Annotated in this window: 17 protein-coding genes; 8 read left to right on the top strand and 9 right to left on the bottom strand. The window is 62.2% G+C overall.

Annotated features, from left to right (window positions below; genetic code table 11):
- The first annotated feature begins 169 nt into the window (after nt 1-169).
- The gene (locus QQ992_RS27745; protein ID WP_016712746.1) at nt 170-1585 is read left to right on the top strand and encodes an acetyl-CoA carboxylase biotin carboxylase subunit; all 1416 of its coding nucleotides are present in this window, start codon (nt 170-172) and stop codon (nt 1583-1585) included.
- 11 nt (nt 1586-1596) lie between these two features.
- Nucleotides 1597-3405, top strand: coding sequence for a sodium-extruding oxaloacetate decarboxylase subunit alpha (gene oadA, locus QQ992_RS27740; protein ID WP_286111823.1), 1809 nt, complete (start codon nt 1597-1599; stop codon nt 3403-3405).
- Nucleotides 3406-3527: 122 nt separating this feature from the next.
- Here oadA and QQ992_RS27735 read toward each other — a convergent pair whose 3' ends face one another.
- From QQ992_RS27735 to QQ992_RS27725, 3 genes are read right to left on the bottom strand one after another with little or no spacing between them, the layout of a single operon-like run.
- Nucleotides 3528-4199, bottom strand: coding sequence for a GNAT family N-acetyltransferase (locus QQ992_RS27735; RefSeq protein WP_286111822.1), 672 nt, complete (start codon nt 4197-4199; stop codon nt 3528-3530).
- Nucleotides 4200-4206: 7 nt separating this feature from the next.
- Nucleotides 4207-4653: a GNAT family N-acetyltransferase gene (locus tag QQ992_RS27730; protein ID WP_286111821.1), complete on the bottom strand. Its 447-nt coding sequence runs from the start codon at nt 4651-4653 to the stop codon at nt 4207-4209.
- Nucleotides 4654-4665: 12 nt separating this feature from the next.
- On the bottom strand, nt 4666-5295 hold the full coding sequence (locus QQ992_RS27725) for an FMN-binding negative transcriptional regulator (protein ID WP_286111820.1): 630 nt from the start codon (nt 5293-5295) through the stop codon (nt 4666-4668).
- A gap of 91 nt (nt 5296-5386) precedes the next feature.
- On the opposite strand from QQ992_RS27725, the gene pdxR reads away from it, so the two are divergent.
- Nucleotides 5387-6916: a MocR-like pyridoxine biosynthesis transcription factor PdxR gene (pdxR, locus tag QQ992_RS27720; protein WP_286111819.1), complete on the top strand. Its 1530-nt coding sequence runs from the start codon at nt 5387-5389 to the stop codon at nt 6914-6916.
- Between the two features lie 31 nt (nt 6917-6947).
- Here the strand turns inward: pdxR and QQ992_RS27715 are convergent, their stop codons facing one another.
- From QQ992_RS27715 to aspA, 4 genes are all read right to left on the bottom strand, one after another.
- Complete coding sequence (locus QQ992_RS27715) at nt 6948-8051, bottom strand: polyamine ABC transporter substrate-binding protein (protein ID WP_119371883.1); 1104 nt, start codon at nt 8049-8051, stop codon at nt 6948-6950.
- Nucleotides 8051-9094 carry a histone deacetylase family protein gene (locus QQ992_RS27710; protein ID WP_286111818.1) on the bottom strand — a complete coding sequence of 348 codons (1044 nt, stop codon included), beginning with the start codon at nt 9092-9094 and terminating at the stop codon, nt 8051-8053. The genes QQ992_RS27715 and QQ992_RS27710 overlap by 1 nt, the downstream gene beginning before the upstream one ends.
- A 116-nt stretch (nt 9095-9210) precedes the next feature.
- Nucleotides 9211-10203 carry an AraC family transcriptional regulator gene (locus tag QQ992_RS27705; protein WP_286111815.1) on the bottom strand — a complete coding sequence of 331 codons (993 nt, stop codon included), beginning with the start codon at nt 10201-10203 and terminating at the stop codon, nt 9211-9213.
- A gap of 178 nt (nt 10204-10381) precedes the next feature.
- A complete protein-coding gene (gene aspA, locus QQ992_RS27700; protein WP_025754235.1) occupies nt 10382-11806 on the bottom strand; it encodes an aspartate ammonia-lyase in 1425 nt (474 codons plus the stop codon).
- A gap of 182 nt (nt 11807-11988) precedes the next feature.
- On the opposite strand from aspA, the gene QQ992_RS27695 reads away from it, so the two are divergent.
- The 5 genes from QQ992_RS27695 (at nt 11989) to QQ992_RS27675 (ending at nt 15604) form a co-directional block, all read left to right on the top strand.
- The gene (locus QQ992_RS27695) at nt 11989-12921 is read left to right on the top strand and encodes a LysR substrate-binding domain-containing protein (RefSeq protein ID WP_286111813.1); all 933 of its coding nucleotides are present in this window, start codon (nt 11989-11991) and stop codon (nt 12919-12921) included.
- A gap of 171 nt (nt 12922-13092) precedes the next feature.
- Nucleotides 13093-13584: a 5-(carboxyamino)imidazole ribonucleotide mutase gene (gene purE, locus QQ992_RS27690; RefSeq protein ID WP_009684500.1), complete on the top strand. Its 492-nt coding sequence runs from the start codon at nt 13093-13095 to the stop codon at nt 13582-13584.
- Between the two features lie 10 nt (nt 13585-13594).
- Entirely contained in the window at nt 13595-14677 is a 1083-nt protein-coding gene (locus QQ992_RS27685) for a 5-(carboxyamino)imidazole ribonucleotide synthase (RefSeq protein ID WP_016502259.1), read from the top strand.
- A gap of 99 nt (nt 14678-14776) precedes the next feature.
- Nucleotides 14777-15022 (top strand): GlsB/YeaQ/YmgE family stress response membrane protein, encoded by a 246-nt coding sequence (locus tag QQ992_RS27680; protein WP_010955824.1) that lies wholly within the window; start codon nt 14777-14779, stop codon nt 15020-15022.
- Nucleotides 15023-15070: 48 nt separating this feature from the next.
- On the top strand, nt 15071-15604 hold the full coding sequence (locus QQ992_RS27675; protein WP_161751323.1) for a DUF3299 domain-containing protein: 534 nt from the start codon (nt 15071-15073) through the stop codon (nt 15602-15604).
- A gap of 62 nt (nt 15605-15666) precedes the next feature.
- Here the strand turns inward: QQ992_RS27675 and QQ992_RS27670 are convergent, their stop codons facing one another.
- Nucleotides 15667-16563: a D-hexose-6-phosphate mutarotase gene (locus QQ992_RS27670; RefSeq protein ID WP_286111808.1), complete on the bottom strand. Its 897-nt coding sequence runs from the start codon at nt 16561-16563 to the stop codon at nt 15667-15669.
- A gap of 71 nt (nt 16564-16634) precedes the next feature.
- Nucleotides 16635-17033, bottom strand: coding sequence for an acyl-CoA thioesterase (locus tag QQ992_RS27665; protein ID WP_003253317.1), 399 nt, complete (start codon nt 17031-17033; stop codon nt 16635-16637).
- Nucleotides 17034-17142: the final 109 nt, after the last annotated feature.

Genomic DNA, 17142 nt, shown 5'->3' with positions numbered 1-17142 from the left:
CACCTTGTAACCGCACTATAAGCTTTTGCTAATACAGCCTCTAACAAATATTGATTTTTGTTTATCTACCTACAGCGCTAGGGTGAATACGCGACTGGCCAGCAACGTCTGGTCACGCGCCGACCGGTAGAACCGGCTCGACTGTTCCTACGGCTTTGGGAAGACTCCAGTGATAAAAAAAATCCTGATCGCCAACCGAGGTGAAATCGCAGTTCGGATCGTGCGTGCTTGCGCCGAGATGGGCATTCGCTCGGTAGCGATCTATTCCGACGCCGATCGTCACGCCTTGCACGTCAAGCGCGCCGATGAGGCACACAGCATTGGTGCCGAGCCGCTGGCTGGCTACCTGAACCCGCGCAAGCTGGTGAACCTGGCTGTGGAAACCGGCTGCGATGCCCTGCACCCGGGCTATGGTTTCCTGTCGGAAAACGCCGAACTGGCGGAGATCTGCGCAGAACGCGGGATCAAGTTCATCGGCCCGGCCGCCGACGTGATTCGCCGCATGGGCGACAAGACCGAAGCGCGCCGCACCATGATCGCCGCCGGTGTGCCGGTAACCCCGGGTACCGAAGGCAACGTTGCCGATATTCATGAAGCCCTGAGCGAAGGTGACCGCATCGGTTATCCGGTGATGCTCAAGGCCACTTCCGGCGGTGGCGGCCGTGGTATCCGCCGCTGCAACAGCCGTGAAGAACTGGAACAGAACTTCCCACGGGTCATTTCCGAGGCCACCAAGGCCTTTGGTTCGGCTGAGGTGTTCCTGGAAAAGTGCATCGTCAACCCCAAGCACATCGAGGCGCAGATCCTCGGTGACAGCTTTGGCAACGTGGTGCACCTGTTCGAGCGCGACTGCTCGATCCAGCGCCGTAACCAGAAGCTCATCGAAATTGCCCCAAGCCCGCAGCTCACCCCCGAGCAGCGCGCCTACATCGGCGACCTGGCGGTGCGTGCGGCCAAGGCCGTGAACTACGAGAACGCTGGTACCGTGGAGTTCCTGCTTGCCGATGGCGAGGTGTACTTCATGGAAATGAACACCCGGGTGCAGGTGGAACACACTATCACCGAGGAAATCACCGGTATCGACATCGTCCGTGAGCAGATTCGCATCGCCTCGGGCCTGCCGCTGTCGGTCAAGCAGGAAGATATCCAGCACCGCGGATACGCGCTGCAGTTCCGCATCAACGCCGAAGACCCGAAAAACAACTTCCTGCCCAGCTTTGGCAAGATCACCCGTTACTACGCCCCCGGCGGCCCGGGCGTGCGTACCGACACGGCGATTTACACCGGTTACACCATTCCGCCGTTCTACGACTCCATGTGCCTGAAACTGGTGGTGTGGGCGTTGACCTGGGAAGAAGCCATGGACCGCGGCCTGCGGGCCCTGGACGACATGCGCGTGCAAGGGGTGAAGACCACTGCCGCGTACTACCAGGAAATCCTGCGCAACCCGGAATTCCGTAGCGGCCAGTTCAATACCAGCTTCGTCGAAAGCCACCCTGAGCTGACCAACTACTCGATCAAGCGCAAACCCGAAGAGCTGGCCCTGGCCATCGCCGCCGCCATCGCCGCCCACGCAGGCCTGTGAGGAACCCCATAATGTCCAAGAAAATCCACGTTACCGACACGATCCTGCGCGACGCCCACCAGTCCTTGCTGGCCACCCGCATGCGCACCGAAGACATGCTGCCGATCTGCGACAAGCTCGACAAAGTCGGCTACTGGTCGCTGGAAGTCTGGGGTGGCGCCACCTTTGACGCCTGCGTGCGCTTCCTGAAAGAAGACCCGTGGGAGCGCCTGCGCAAGCTGCGCGCAGCGCTGCCCAACACCCGCCTGCAAATGCTGCTGCGCGGCCAGAACCTGCTGGGCTACCGCCATTACAGCGACGACGTGGTCAAGGCCTTCGTCGCCAAGGCAGCGGTCAATGGCATCGACGTGTTCCGCATCTTCGACGCCATGAACGACGTGCGTAACCTGCGCGTGGCCATTGAAGCGGTCAAGGCCGCTGGCAAGCACGCCCAGGGCACCATCGCCTACACCGTCAGCCCCGTGCACACCATCGACGCCTTTGTAGCCCAGGCCAAACAGATGGAAGCCATGGGTTGCGATTCGATCGCGATCAAGGACATGGCCGGCCTGCTGACCCCGTTCGCTACCGGCGAGCTGGTCAGGGCGCTGAAGGCCGAGCAGTCGCTGCCGGTGTTCATCCACTCCCACGACACCGCCGGCCTGGCCGCCATGTGCCAGCTGAAGGCAGTTGAAAACGGCGCCGACCACATCGACACCGCCATCTCCAGCTTCGCCTGGGGCACCAGCCACCCGGGTACCGAGTCGATGGTTGCTGCACTCAAAGGCAGCGAATTCGACACTGGCCTGGACCTGGAGCTGCTGCAGGAAATCGGCCTGTACTTCTACGCCGTGCGCAAGAAGTACCACCAGTTCGAAAGCGAGTTCACCGCCGTGGATACCCGCGTGCAGGTCAACCAGGTGCCGGGCGGCATGATCTCCAACCTGGCCAACCAGCTGAAAGAGCAGGGCGCGCTTAACCGCATGAACGAAGTGCTGGCCGAGATCCCGCGTGTACGTGAAGACCTTGGCTTCCCGCCGCTGGTAACCCCGACCTCGCAGATCGTCGGCACCCAGGCATTCTTCAACGTGTTGGCTGGCGAGCGCTACAAGACCATCACCAACGAGGTGAAACTGTACCTGCAAGGCGGTTACGGCAAGGCCCCGGGCGTGGTCAACGAGCAACTGCGCCGCCAGGCAATCGGCAGCGAAGAAGTGATCGACGTGCGCCCGGCTGACCTGCTCAAGCCTGAGATGGCCAAGCTGCGTGGCGACATCGGCGCCCTGGCCCGCTGCGAAGAAGACGTGCTCACCTTCGCCATGTTCCCGGACATTGGCCGCAAGTTCCTCGAAGAGCGCGAAGCCGGCACCTTGACGCCAGAAGCCCTGCTGCCGATTCCGGAAGCCGGCGCCGTGGCCGCCCCGGGCGGTGAAGGCGTGCCGACCGAGTTCGTCATCGACGTGCACGGCGAAACCTACCGCGTCGATATCACCGGCGTGGGCGTGAAGGCCGAAGGCAAGCGTCACTTCTACCTGTCGATCGACGGCATGCCGGAAGAAGTGGTGTTCGAGCCACTGAACGAGTTCGTTGGCGGCGGCGGCAGCAAGCGCAAGCAAGCCACCGACCCAGGCCACGTCAGCACCACCATGCCAGGCAACATCGTCGATGTGCTGGTCAAGGAAGGCGACATGGTCAAGGCCGGCCAGGCCGTGCTGATCACCGAAGCCATGAAGATGGAAACCGAAGTGCAGGCGGCCATCGCCGGCAAGGTCGTCGCCATTCATGTGGCCAAGGGCGACCGTGTAACGCCGGGTGAAATCCTGATCGAGATCGAAGGTTGATTTAAGCCTTCATCTACAAGCGGTTTACCTCTGGGGAGCGGATGCTCCCCTTTTTTTGTGCTGGATTTACCGGCCTCTTCGCGGGTTTACCCGCGAAGAGGCCAGCTGATCAAACACATTCCTCAGTTTTTACGGCATGCCTCAAGCGTTTCTACCTGGCCTCCCGGCTGCTGGTTTTCCTCTCCCAGCCACCGCTCGAACCCGGCAGCCACCGCCGGCCACTCATCATCGGTTATCGAATACCAGGCTGTATCGCGGTTATGGTCCTTCACCACCAGATGCTTGCGGAAAACGCCTTCGTAAGTGAAGCCAAACCGCTCCGCCGCGCGCTTGGAGCGGGCGTTGGCGTTGTTGCACTTCCACTCCAGCCGGCGGTTGCCCAGCTCGAAGCCCAGTTTGCCCAGCAGGTACACCGCTTCGGTTCCTTTGGGCGTGCGCTGCATGGCGGCGCCGAAGGCGATATGGCCGATTTCGATGCGACCGTGGTCGGGCACGATCGACATCAGGCTGAGAATGCCCTGGGCCTGGCCACTGGGGCGGTCGATGACGGTGTAGAACAGCGGATCGCGGCCTGCGGCGTTGCCCTCCAGCCAACGGTCGAAGGCGGCACGCTCGGTGAACGGCCCATAAGGCAGGTAGTCCCATAGCACCGGGTCGGATGCCGGGCCTTGCAGCACGTCCCAAAGATCGTCGCCATGGCGCGCCGGGTCGAGCTTTTCCAGGCGGATGAAGCGGCCTTCAATGGGCTCGGCCTGGGGCGTTGCGGCGGGTTTCCAGTTCAATGCGTCTGTCATGTTCGGCCTACAAACCTTTGCGGAATTGGATGAAGCCCGAGCGCTCGGCAACCTGCTGATACAGGCTGATGGCGGTGGCATTGGTTTCGTGGGTCAGCCAGTGCACCTTGATGCAGCCGTCGGCCTTGGCTGTGGCGTAGACGTGCTCGATCAGCTGGCGACCGATGCCCAGGCCCCGCTGCGCGCTGTCCACGTACAGGTCCTGCAGGTAGCAGGAATTCTCGATGCTCCAGTTGGAACGATGGTAGATGAAGTTGACCATGCCTACCGCCTTGCCATCGACCCAGGCCAGGGTCGAATGGGTGGGCTCCTTCGGATCGAGCAGGCGTTGCCAGGTGCTCAGGCTGACTTCATCGGCCAGTTCGCTTTCGTAGAAGTGCAGGTAGGCCTGCCACAGGGCGAGCCAGGCCGCGTGATCTTGGGCAGTGACAGGGCGCAGGGTAACGCTAGACATGGGGCTATTCCTTCAGAGTTGGCGCATGTGCGCCGCGAGTTGGTTGTCCAGCTGATCGGCGCTGGCGCTCAGGCTTTCGCGCACGCCAGCGATGTCTTGATCGGAACGGTTCTGGCTGAGCTTGCGTGCCCCTTGCAGACGGGCGACGGGCAGGCGGATGCCGACGATGGCGCGGAGCATGCCGTCGAGGTAGTCGGCAGGGGCGTCAGTGACTTTCCACGGTTCGCTGCGGCCCTGTTCATGGCGGTCGGTCAGGCGGCTGACGATCGCCAGCAGCGGCTCGGCATCGTGGATCACCTCGGCTGTGCCATAGGCGTGCACGGCCAGATAGTTCCAGGTAGGTACGACTTTGGGGTTATCAGCCTTGCTCGGATAGTAGCCGGGGCTGACATAGGCATCGGCGCCGGGGAATACCAGCAAGGCTTCGGCACCCTGTGCCAAGTCCTGCCATTGGCGGTTGGCCCGGGCCAGGTGGGCATAGACCGTACCGAATTCGCCTTCGGTGGTATCGACCAGCACTGGCAGGTGCGTGGCCAGCAGCCCCTGATCGCCGTGGCTGACCAGGACAGCCAGGCGGGTGTCGAGCATGTGCTGGTGCAGGCGGCCGAGGTCGTGTTCCTGATGCGGCTTGCTGTTGTACATAGGGCTTGGTCCTTGTCGAATGGCTCCATCCTAGGCAGGCTATTGGTTCTGGGTAAGAGCCATTACTGCCTGATTTGATAGGTCCAATGCCATGAGCGAGCGCCCCTTCACACTGCCATTCGACCCTGCCGGGATCGCCCTTGATCGACGCCGTGGGCTGAGCCAGCAGCTGTATCAGGCATTGCGTGCGCGGGTGCTGGATGGGCGCCTGAGCAGTGGTACACGGCTACCAGCCACTCGCGACCTGGCCGTCATGCTGGCGCTGTCACGCAACAGTGTGGTGCGCGCCTATGACCAACTGTATGCCGAGGGCTACATCGAAAGCCGAGTTGGAGATGGTACTTACGTAAGTCGGCTGCCAAAAATATCCACACAAATATCCACAGGGTTATCCCGGGGGTTATCAACAGGGTTATCCACATTTTCCGCAGAAAATACTGAGGATTTATCCAGCGAACGGCGTTTATCAGCGCCTTTACAGCGCCTGAAAAGTAACCACTTACCCTCCCCAAGAAGTGGTGCGCCCCGTGCTTTTCGGGTCGGCATTCCGGCATTCGACTTGTTCCCGTTTGACGTCTGGGCCAAGCTGCAGGCGGGTTTTTGGCGTAAACCATCCCCTGCGCAGCTGGGTTACGGTGACCCGGCAGGCGAGCCGGCTTTGCGCGAGTTGATCGCGGCCTACCTGCGCCGTTCGCGTGGGCTGAGTTGTATGGCTGAACAAATTGTGATCACCAGTGGTGCACAGCAAGCCATCAGCCTTTGTGCACAGCTGTTGTTGCAGTCGGGTGACGGTGTGGCTGTGGAAAACCCCGGCTACCGCGCGGCCGGGCATGCCTTTGCGCTGGCTGGCGCCACGTTGCATGGCGTGCCTGTGGACGAAGAGGGCATGGACTGCCGCCTGCTCGGTCAGCAGGCGAACTGCCGGCTGGCGTATGTCACGCCGGCCCATCAATACCCGACCGGGGTCACCATGAGCCTGGCACGGCGCCTGGCGTTGCTGGCGTGGGCCGAACGCAACGATGGCTGGATCATCGAGGACGACTATGACGGCGAGTACCGCTACAGCGGTGCGCCCTTGGCCCCGTTGGCGGCGCTCGACCGGCACGGTCGGGTGCTGTATGTCGGCACCTTCGGCAAGATTGCGTTCCCCGCGTTGCGCCTGGGTTACCTGGTGCTGCCGCCGCAACTGGTGCAGGGATTCAGTCAGGGCAAGGCGTTGGCCGTGCGGCATTCGGAAGTCAGCAGCCAGTGCGTGATGGCCGAATTCATGGCTCGCGGGCATTTCCAGCGGCATATACGCCGTATGCGCAAGGCCGCTTTGAGTCGACGTAACGTACTCAAGGCTGGCTGGCCTGTGGATATTCCAGGGTTGGGCGAGATGCCGGAAGTGGCGGCCGGGCTGCATGTAAAGGTTGATGTGGATAACTTTGCGCGAGAGCAGGAACTGGTGGCCAAGGCTGAAGCGGTGGGGGTCGAGGTGACGCCGCTGAGCAATTTCTGGCTGTCGGACAGCGACATGCCTGTGGATAAGCGGGCAGGGCTGGTGTTGGGGTTTGCGGCGGTGCCGGAGGGGGAGATTGCCGAAGCCTTGATGAAATTGCGCAAGGCCTGGAGAAAGTGAATGGGGGCTGCAAAGCAGCCCCCGCTCTACATCAGGTACCGGATTTGATCCGCGTCCAGGCCCGGGTTCTGGCCCGCTCTGCGTCCCGCGCCAAGGGCTTGAGGGTATAAAGCTTGGCCATCGCCTCCGCTGTCGGATACAGGTTAGGGTTGTTGCGAATCGCCGGACTAACCTTTTCAGTCGCATCCTTGTTCGGGTTCGGGTAACCGACAAAGTCGCTGATCGGCGCAATGACCTCAGGTCGCAGCAGGTAATTGATGAAAGTGTGGGCATCCTCAGGGTTGGCCGCGTTCTTCGGGATCGCCAGCATGTCGAACCAGATCGGCGCACCTTCCTTGGGCAAGCGCATGTCCACTACTACACCATTCTTCGCGTCCCGAGCCCGGTTAGCGGCTTGGGAGAAGCTGCCGGAATAACCGACGGCAACGCAGATGTCGCCATTGGCGATGTCTGCCATGTACTTGGAGGAATGGAAGTAGGTGATAGACGGGCGAATCTTCAGCAGCAAGGCCTCGGCCTTCTTGTAGTCATCCGGCTTGCCGCTGTTGGGGTCCAGGCCCAGGTATTTCAGGGCCAGCGGCAGGATCTCCGAAGGCGAGTCGAGCAGCGCCACGCCGCACTGCTTGAGCTTGGCGATGTTCTCTTCCTTGAAGATCAGGTCCCAGCTGTCCACCGGGGCGTTGTCGCCGAGCACTGCCTTGACCTTGGCCGGGTTGAAGCCGATCAGCACGGTGCCGTACATGTAGGGCACCGCGTACTTGTTACCCGGGTCATTGGCCTCGATCAGCTTCATCAGCGCCGGGTCCAGGTGTTGCCAGTTCGGCAGTTTGCTGCGGTCCAGCGGCTGAAACACCCCGGCTTCGATCTGCTTGGCGAGGAACACGTTGGACGGCACCACCACGTCATAGCCGGAGTTGCCGGTGAGCAGCTTGGCCTCCAGCGCCTCGTTGGTGTCGAAGATGTCGTAAATCAGCTTGACCCCGCTGTCCTGCTTGAAATCGGTCAAGGTCTGCGGGGTGATGTAGTCGAACCAGTTATACACACGCAGTGTGCGCTGCTCGGCTTGAGCGTGCAGGGCACCGGTGAACAAGGTGGCAGCGATGAACGGGGCGAGCAGACGCTTGAGTCGGACCATTACCGGGCTCCTGGCTGGGCGCGCTGGAAGCCTTCCAGCACATTGACCGCGTTGATACCGATTTCTTCCACAGCGTAGCCGCCCTCCATCACGAACAGGGTCGGCTTGCCGAGCTGGCCGATACGTTTGCCCATTTCCAGGTAGTCCGGGCTGTCCAGCTTGAACTGCGAGATCGGGTCGTCCTTGAACGTGTCCACACCCAGCGAGATCACCAGTACGTCGGCGTCATAGCGGGCAATGCGCTGGCAGGCATCCTCCAGGGCTGCGCTCCAGGCCGCCCAGTCGCTGCCGGTCGGAAGCGGGTAGTTGATGTTGCAGCCCTCACCGGCACCTTCGCCGGTTTCGTCGGCATAGCCCAGGAAGAACGGGAATTCGTCCTGCGGGTCGCCATGAATCGAAGCGAAGAACACGTCGTCGCGGCTGTAGAAGATGTCCTGGGTGCCGTTGCCGTGGTGGTAGTCGACGTCGAGGATGGCGACCTTGCGCTTGCCTTGGTCCAGGAAGGCCTGGGCGGCGATGGCGGCGTTGTTCAGGTAGCAATAACCGCCCATGACTTCGCCGGCGGCGTGGTGCCCCGGTGGGCGGCACAGGGCAAAGGCCGAATGGGCGCCCTGCTGGATTGCCGCCTGGGCCGTGAGGGCAACCTGGGCGGCGCTGTAGGCGGCCTGCCAGGTACCGGCGGTGATTGGCGCGCCGGCATCGAAGCTGTAGTAGCCCAACTCGCCATGCAGGCCGGTGGGTTTTACCTGGCGCAAGGTGCGAGCAGGCCAGGTGAACGGCAGCAGGTCGCCTTCCTGGCCCAGTGCGGCCCAGCGCGCCCAGGCGCCTTCGAAGAAGTCGAGATAGTCGGCGCTGTGGATGCGCAGCAACGGCGCGCGGCCGAAGTCGGTAGGGCCCTGGATGTCGCCAAGGTCGCGTTTTTTTACCTGGTCGAGCACATGGTCAGCGCGCGAAGGCATTTCGAAGCAGGGCATCAGCTTGCCGTCGATCAGCTCGCAGCGGCCGTGGTGCAGGCGGTGATCATCGGAATAGATCGTCAGCATTGTTGTTCTCCGTTGGATACTGGCGTGGGTCCATTGTCATGGGCAGGTCAGTAGCGGAGAACGACGCAAACGGCCAAAAGGGGATCGATGTGGCCAAGCTCTTTGGCCAGAGCGGGTCAACCGCGGAAGTGGCTGGGCGCTACACCACTCCAACGCTGGAACGCATGCCGAAAACTGGCGGTTTCGCTGAACCCCAAGGTCTCCGCAATGCGATAGATCGGCATCTGTTCATCAGCCAGCAGCTGCTTGGCCCGCTCGAACCTCAATTCGTCCAGCAGCTGTTGATAACTGCTGCCCAGCGCCTGCAAATGCCGGCGCAGGGTGCGCGACGAGCAATTCATCTGCCGCGCCAATCCTTCCAGCCCAGGCGCGGCGTCCAGTTGCTGTGCCAGCAGCTGGCGAATCCGCCCCAGCCAGGCCTGCCGGCCCGTGAACTCCAGGTTCAGGCGTCGGCAACGTTCGCTCATGGCTTTATGGGTAATCGGGTCGGCCAGTGGCAGCGGCATGTCCAGCCAGCGCCGCTCGAAAGCAAAGGCATTGTCCTGGGCATCGAAACCGACCGGGCACTGGAATGCACCGGCATAGAGCGCGTGGTAACCGGGCCGTGAGTGTTCGAAACGGGCGCCTAGCAGAGGCAGTGGGCGCCCAAGCAAGTCGTCGCAGATGACTTTCAGCGACACCAGGCAGAACTCCGCGTTGAATGCGCTCAGCGCCGGGCTGTCGTGGTAGTCGCTGGCACTTAGCCAGACTCGCTGGCCGTCCTCGATCAAACGTAGCTTGAACACTGTTCCCAGCAGTGCCGGATATGCCAGCGCCAGACGCAAGGCGTCACCCAAAGTGGCACTGGAGAGCAATGCGTAACCGAGCATGCCGTAGCACGACACATGCATGCGCCGGCCCAGTTCAAGGCCGATGTCCTCGCGCCGGGCCACCGCGTTGGCGCACACCTGCAGTTCCTGCTGGGTGGTGATGCGCGCATCGGCATGCCCCAGGTCTGCCGGGCCAATGCCGCTGCCGGCCAGCAGTGCTGATGCCTCGCAACCGTCTGCCTGGAAGACGTTGAGGATCAGCGAAACCGCGTTGAGGGTGGTGAGGTGGCTGTGCAGCATGCTGGGTAATCCCGTTGGGCTGGGACGCATTATCGAGCAAGTAGTGTGCCGATATCGGCAAGCGGTGCGCGCCGCCTGTTTTGCGGGCAAAAAAAAGGCCCGAAGCATAGGCTCGGGCCTTGAAAGGTTGAGAGGTGTCTAGTCCCTTAACCTGGTGAGACTGTTTGCAGCAGCCGGGTTACGCCTTCAGCGGAACCAGACGGGGAGCGATCATGTTTTCCGGACGCAGGATGTCGTTGAGCATCTCTTCGTCCAGCAGCTTCTCTTCGCGCACCAGTTCCAGTACGCCACGGCCTGTTTCCAGGGCAACGCGGGCGATACGGGTGGCGTTTTCGTAGCCGATGTACGGGTTCAGGGCGGTGACCAGGCCGATCGAGTGCTCGACCAGTTCACGGCAGCGCTGTTCGTTGGCGGTGATGCCGACGATGCAGTGTTCGCGCAGCATGTCCATGGCGCGTTGCAGCAGGCGGATCGAGTCGAAGATCTTGTAGGCGATCAGCGGCTCCATCACGTTCAGCTGCAGCTGGCCACCTTCGGCGGCGACGGTCAGGGCCAGGTCGTTGCCCATGATGGCGAAGGCCACCTGGTTGACGGCTTCCGGGATAACCGGGTTGACCTTGCCTGGCATGATCGAGCTGCCTGGCTGACGCGCTGGCAGGTTGATCTCGTTGATGCCGGTGCGCGGGCCGCTGGACAGCAGGCGCAGGTCGTTGCAGATCTTCGACAGCTTGACGGCGGTACGCTTGAGCATGCCGGAGAACAGCACGAAGGCGCCCATGTCGGAAGTGGCTTCGATCAGGTCGGCAGCCGGTACCAGCGGCTGGCCGCTGATGATTGCCAAGCGCTGCACGGCCAGGGCCTGGTAGCCAGGGTCGGCGTTGATGCCGGTACCGATGGCAGTACCACCCAGGTTGATTTCGGTCAGCAGTTCCGGAGCCAGCGAGCGCAGGCGCTGCAGGTCTTCGGTCATGGTGGTGGCGAAGGCGCGGAATTCCTGGCCCAGGGTCATTGGCACGGCGTCCTGCAGCTGGGTACGGCCCATCTTCAGTACGTGGTCGAATTCTTTACCCTTGGCAGCGAAGGCCTGGATCAGGCTGTCGAGGCTGGCCAGCAGCGCGTCGTGACCCAGCAGCAGGCCCAGACGGATAGCGGTCGGGTAGGCGTCGTTGGTCGACTGCGCCATGTTCACATCGTTGTTCGGGTGCAGGTACTGGTACTCACCCTTCTGGTGGCCCATGGCCTCCAGCGCGATGTTGGCGATGACTTCGTTGGCGTTCATGTTGGTGGAAGTACCAGCACCGCCTTGAATCATGTCCACCACGAACTGCTCGTGGTAGTCGCCCTTGATCAGTCGTGCGCAGGCTGCGCTGATCGCGGCGTGCTTGGCATCGCTCAGGTGCCCCAGCTCACGGTTGGCGTCAGCAGCTGCCTGCTTGACCATCGCCAGGCCGACTACCAGTTTCGGGTAGTGCGACAGCGGAACGCCGGAGAGGTGGAAGTTGTTGGCAGCGCGCAGGGTCTGGATGCCGTAGTAGGCATCAGCAGGAACTTCAAGGGTACCCAACAGATCTTTTTCGACGCGGAACGATGCAGCGGAGGACATGATGTATATCATCTCGATTTTGACCCGGCACATGCCGGAATGGCGCCAATCCTAGGCCTGAAGGTGATTTTGCGGCCAATGCTGTTGCACGCTAACCTATGCACAAACGGCATAGTGTTTCATGTGACGCCAATTGACATTCGAGCGTGTTCCATTTTGGTGCATGCCGGGAGATGTGCTTCGTGAACCTTGAAAGCAAATGGCTGGAAGATTTCAGCGCGCTGGCTGCCACCCGCAGTTTTTCCCAGGCTGCAGAGCGGCGTTTCGTGACCCAACCGGCCTTCAGTCGGCGCATTCGCAGCCTGGAGGCAGCGTTGGGCCTGCAGTTGGTGAATCGTTCCCGCACACCGATCGAACTGACTGAGGCCGGGCAGCTTTTTCTTGTCACGGCGCGTACGGTTGTCGACCAGTTGAGCGAAATTCTCCGCCATTTGCATCACCTTGAAGGTGGGCAGGGCGAGGTCGTCCAGGTGGCGGCGGCGCACTCCCTTGCATCGGGCTTTTTCCCCCGCTGGGTGGCCCAGTTGCGCAACGACGGTTTGAACATCGCCACCCGCCTGGTTGCGACTAACGTCGGGGATGCCGTGCATGCATTACGCGAAGGTGGCTGCGACCTGATGCTGGCGTTCTATGATCCGGACGCGGCCTTGCAGATGGATGCCGAGATTTTCCCGTCGCTGCACATGGGCACCACCGAAATGTTGCCGGTGTGTGCCGTGGACGCCGAAGGCAAACCGTTGTTCGACCTGGAAGGCGAGGCCAGCGTGCCGCTGCTGGCCTATACCGCAGGCGCGTTCCTGGGGCGCTCGGTCAATTTGCTGCTGCGCCAGCGTAACTTGCGCTATACCACCGTCTACGAAACCGCCATGGCCGACAGTCTCAAGAGCATGGCGCTGGAAGGCATGGGCATCGCCTGGGTGCCGCGCCTGTCGATGCGCGGCGAGCTGGAACGGGGCGAACTGGCCATCTGCGGCGGCAGCCAGTGGCATGTGCCGCTGGAGATCCGCCTGTACCGCTGCGCCCTGGTACGCAAGGCCAACGTACGGCTGCTGTGGCGCAAGCTGGAAGGTGCGGCGGCGGTTGACCCAAAAGTCAGCCAAAGCCCCGAAAAATAAGGGGCGACAGTTGGTCGCCGGGGTGCCTTAAACGCACCACCTTACGGTATACTGCGCGGCCTTTCGACCGGATGCGTCCGGTCCTGATCAGCAAACAAGCCACGCCGGTCGTCCCGCGTGGCTTGTTGTTTTTTGACGCGCCCAAGGGCGCACAAGCGAAGAGGCTCGACGATGAGTGCACTGGTTGGCGTGATCATGGGCTCCAAGTCCGATTGGTCCACCCTTAGCCACACCGCCGATATGCTGGAAAAACTCGGCATTCCCTACGAAGTGAAGGTGGTTTCCGCCCACCGCACCCCGGATCTGCTGTTCCAGTATGCCGAGGAGGCCGAAGGCCGTGGCATCGAGGTGATCATCGCCGGTGCCGGTGGCGCAGCCCACCTGCCAGGCATGTGCGCCGCCAAGACCCACCTGCCAGTGCTGGGCGTACCCGTCCAGTCGTCGATGCTGTCGGGCGTCGATTCGCTGCTGTCGATCGTGCAGATGCCAGCCGGCGTGCCGGTTGCCACCCTGGCCATCGGCCGTGCCGGTGCCGTCAACGCTGCACTGCTGTCGGCCAGCATCCTGGGCGCCAAGTACCCGCAGTTCCACGCGGCGTTGAAGCAGTTCCGCACGGAACAGACCGACACCGTGCTGGACAACCCAGACCCGCGCCAGGCTTGAGGCTCAACCCATGAAGATCGGTGTAATCGGTGGCGGCCAGCTGGGCCGCATGCTGGCCCTGGCGGGCACCCCGCTGGGCATGAACTTCGCCTTCCTCGACCCGGCGCCGGACGCTTGCGCCGCGCCCCTGGGCGAGCACCTGCGTGCCGACTATGGCGACCAGGACCACCTGCGCCAGCTGGCCGACGAAGTCGACCTGGTCACCTTCGAGTTCGAAAGCGTCCCGGCCGAGACCGTGGCCTTCCTCTCGCAGTTCGTGCCGGTTTACCCCAGCGCCGAAGCGCTGCGCATCGCCCGCGACCGCCTGTTCGAAAAAAGCATGTTCCGCGACCTGGGTATCCCGACCCCGGCCTTCGCCGACATCCTCTCGCAGGCAGACCTGGACGCCGCAGTGGCCAGCATCGGCCTGCCGGCCGTACTGAAAACCCGCACCCTGGGTTACGACGGTAAGGGCCAGAAGGTACTGCGCACGCCTGAAGACGTGGTAGGCACCTTCGCCGAGCTGGGCAGCGTGCCGTGCCTGCTGGAAGGCTTCGTGCCGTTCACCGGCGAAGTGTCGCTGGTGGCCGTGCGTGCCCGCGATGGCGAAACCCGCTTCTACCCGCTGGTGCACAACACCCACGAAAGCGGCATCCTGCGCCTTTCGGTGGCCAGCCAGGCGCACCCGCTGCAGGCTCTGGCCGAAGATTATGTGGGCCGCGTGCTGCAAAAACTGGACTATGTAGGTGTGATGGCCTTCGAGTTCTTCGAAGTCGACGGTGGCCTCAAGGCCAACGAAATCGCCCCGCGCGTGCACAACTCCGGGCACTGGACCATCGAAGGCGCCGAATGCAGCCAATTCGAGAACCACCTGCGCGCCGTTGCCGGCCTGCCGCTGGGCTCGACTGCCAAGGTGGGCGAGAGTGCGATGCTCAACTTCATCGGTGAAGTGCCAGCTGTAGATAAAGTGGTCGCCATCGGTGACTGCCACCTGCACCACTACGGCAAGGCCTTCAAGGTCGGCCGCAAAGTTGGCCACGCCACCCTGCGCTGCCACGACATGGCTACCCTCGAGCGCAAGATTGCCGAAGTAGAAGCCCTGATCAGCAACTGATCGAACTTCTACCACCGGCTTGCCCTCTGAAAATGGCAACAAGCCAAAGCGCTGTCTAGGCTTTGGCTTGTTCCATCTTCGAACTGCAGAGGGATTGCCATGGGCATCATTGGAACCATCTTCATCGGCCTCATCGTCGGCCTGCTGGCCCGCTTCATCAAACCGGGCGACGACAGCATGGGCTGGATCATGACCATCCTGCTGGGTATTGCCGGCTCCCTGCTGGCCACCTATGGCGGCCAGGCGCTGGGCATCTACCAGGCCGGGCAGGCAGCGGGCTTCTTTGGCGCGCTGGTCGGTGCCGTGGTCCTTCTGGTGATCTACGGATTCATCAAGAAACGCTGAATACTGGTTAGAATGCCCGGCAATTCATCCGAGTTGCCGAGCATTTCCATGCGTGCCTTTTTCCTTGTCCCCCTGCTGTTGGCCAGCGCCCTGGCCCATGCCGAACTGCCTGAAACCGACTGGCTGGAGTTGATGCCCAAGTCGGACCAGAAGGCGCTCGAGCAAATGCCCGAAATCGACCACAACTCACCGGAAGCCATGGGTACCTTTACCGACAAGGGTGGCCTGAAACAGAGCAAGGGCCTGCCGGCGGTGATGTACTCGACCAAGACCGTGGCAGCCATGAACGGCAAGGACATTCGCCTGGGCGGTTACCCGGTGCCGCTGGAAAGCGACGCCAAGGGCAACAGCACGCTGTTCTTCCTGGTGCCGTACCCAGGGGCGTGCATCCATGTGCCGCCACCGCCGCCGAACCAGCTGGTGCTGGTGCGCTACCCGAAAGGACTGAAGATCGATGACATCTACACACCGCTGTGGGTCAGCGGCACGTTGAAGGTGGAAAAGGTCAGCAATGACCTGGCCGATGCGGCCTACGCGCTGGATGCAGGGAAGGTGAGGGTGGTGGAGGATGCAGACCTCTGATTGCCTGCACCGGCCTCTTCGCGGGTTTACCCGCGAAGAGGCCGGCAAAACCACTGTAAAACTCAGATCATTTCACAGCCGACCACGACGCCTAACGAGTGACTCGCCCCTGGCCTCAGCTCCACCAGGTCATCCCAAACATTCGCCGTCTCGATGCACAGCATCCGCTGCCAGCCATCATCCGCCATATCCGGCAGCTCTCGCGCCCGCTCGGTCCACGGGTTCCAGATCACCGCCGACCGTGACCCGCTGCTGGTCAAAGTAATTCGACGATTCCAGTGCGGGTCAACAATGCTCAGTGTTTGCGGGGTATCGAGGTAGATCCGGTCCGTCTCCCCGGCAAACTCAAGCGCCCCTTGCTGTTGGCGCTGTTCCCAGTCAGCCAGGGTCTCGATATAGCCCAGCCCCTCGACGCCCTCGACACGCGCCTGACGCACATCGCTAACTGCAAAGTAACTGTGCAGCGCCTGGCTGATGGTAACCGGGGTATTGCCCATGTTGCGGCTGGTCAGGCTCAGCTTCAGCTCGTCACCCAGCTCCACCACCAGCTTCAGCTCGACGTCATGGGGCCAGCCGGGCAGGTCGCCCTGCGCCTCAGGCAGCTCGAACTCGATACGCAGGCCGTCGCCTGCTTCCTCGATGCCCAGCAACTGCCAGTCACGTGAGCGCGCCAGCCCGTGAGCAGGTGCCTGCTCGCCGTGGTACATGGCCTGCACGGCCTGGGGGTTGCGCTGCAAGTTGCCAAACCACGGCCAGCACACCGGCACCCCGGCGCGAACCGACTTGCCCTGGCGGAAGATGGCCTGGTCGCTCAGCCACAACAGCGGCGGCTCGCCGACCCGCTGGTAGCTGAGGATCTGTGCGCCTTGCTGGGCGATCAGGAGTTCGGCGCGATCGCTGCTGATACGCCAGCAGTTCAGTTCGCCATGTTGCTCGGTTACGACCTGGTAGGTAGCCATTGCATTCATCTCATTGGTTGCCAGTGGGCCTTGGACCCGGGCACATGCAATGAGTTTACCGCCGGCGAGGCTTAGCGACGAGGCACAGACCGGGTACGGCCACTGCCGTCGATGGCGACGAAGACGAATACCGCTTCGGTAACCTTGCGCCATTCGCTGGACAGCGGGTCGTCGCTCCACACTTCGACCATCATCTGGATCGAGCTGCGGCCGATCTCCAGGGTCTGGGTATAGAACGACAGCTGCGCGCCGACCGCGACCGGTACCAGGAAGGCCATGCGGTCGATGGCCACGGTAGCCACGCGGCCACCGGCAACGCGGCTGGCCATGGCAGTGCCGGCCAGGTCCATCTGGGCAACCAGCCAGCCGCCGAAGATGTCGCCGAAGCCGTTGGTCTCGCGCGGCAATGCGGTGATCTGCAAGGCCAGGTCGCCTTGTGGGATTGGATCTTCTTGTTCGAGCTCAATCATGCGATGGGGCCTCTGACCCGTGACGCTTTTCGTTGGTGTGGCGCAAAGGCCGGGTAAACGATTCAGCTTGAAACATACTACGCCGATTTCGTTTCACTGGGCGGCCGTA

It is taken from the genome of Pseudomonas kurunegalensis (assembly GCF_030291635.1).
Taxonomy (GTDB): Bacteria; Pseudomonadota; Gammaproteobacteria; order Pseudomonadales; family Pseudomonadaceae; genus Aquipseudomonas; species Aquipseudomonas monteilii.
This window is presented reverse-complemented; position numbering and strand designations above follow the sequence as displayed.

Coding starts and splice junctions, on each gene's coding strand:
- QQ992_RS27735 (WP_286111822.1), bottom strand. CDS start 4,199: ATGACAGACGCATTGAACTGGAAACCCGCCGCAACGCCCCAGGCCGAG.
- pdxR (WP_286111819.1), top strand. CDS start 5,387: ATGAGCGAGCGCCCCTTCACACTGCCATTCGACCCTGCCGGGATCGCC.
- QQ992_RS27685 (WP_016502259.1), top strand. CDS start 13,595: ATGAAGATCGGTGTAATCGGTGGCGGCCAGCTGGGCCGCATGCTGGCC.
- QQ992_RS27710 (WP_286111818.1), bottom strand. CDS start 9,094: ATGCTGACGATCTATTCCGATGATCACCGCCTGCACCACGGCCGCTGC.
- QQ992_RS27675 (WP_161751323.1), top strand. CDS start 15,071: ATGCGTGCCTTTTTCCTTGTCCCCCTGCTGTTGGCCAGCGCCCTGGCC.
- QQ992_RS27730 (WP_286111821.1), bottom strand. CDS start 4,653: ATGTCTAGCGTTACCCTGCGCCCTGTCACTGCCCAAGATCACGCGGCC.
- QQ992_RS27680 (WP_010955824.1), top strand. CDS start 14,777: ATGGGCATCATTGGAACCATCTTCATCGGCCTCATCGTCGGCCTGCTG.
- aspA (WP_025754235.1), bottom strand. CDS start 11,806: ATGTCCTCCGCTGCATCGTTCCGCGTCGAAAAAGATCTGTTGGGTACC.
- QQ992_RS27665 (WP_003253317.1), bottom strand. CDS start 17,033: ATGATTGAGCTCGAACAAGAAGATCCAATCCCACAAGGCGACCTGGCC.
- QQ992_RS27670 (WP_286111808.1), bottom strand. CDS start 16,563: ATGGCTACCTACCAGGTCGTAACCGAGCAACATGGCGAACTGAACTGC.
- QQ992_RS27705 (WP_286111815.1), bottom strand. CDS start 10,203: ATGCTGCACAGCCACCTCACCACCCTCAACGCGGTTTCGCTGATCCTC.
- oadA (WP_286111823.1), top strand. CDS start 1,597: ATGTCCAAGAAAATCCACGTTACCGACACGATCCTGCGCGACGCCCAC.
- QQ992_RS27725 (WP_286111820.1), bottom strand. CDS start 5,295: ATGTACAACAGCAAGCCGCATCAGGAACACGACCTCGGCCGCCTGCAC.
- purE (WP_009684500.1), top strand. CDS start 13,093: ATGAGTGCACTGGTTGGCGTGATCATGGGCTCCAAGTCCGATTGGTCC.
- QQ992_RS27715 (WP_119371883.1), bottom strand. CDS start 8,051: ATGGTCCGACTCAAGCGTCTGCTCGCCCCGTTCATCGCTGCCACCTTG.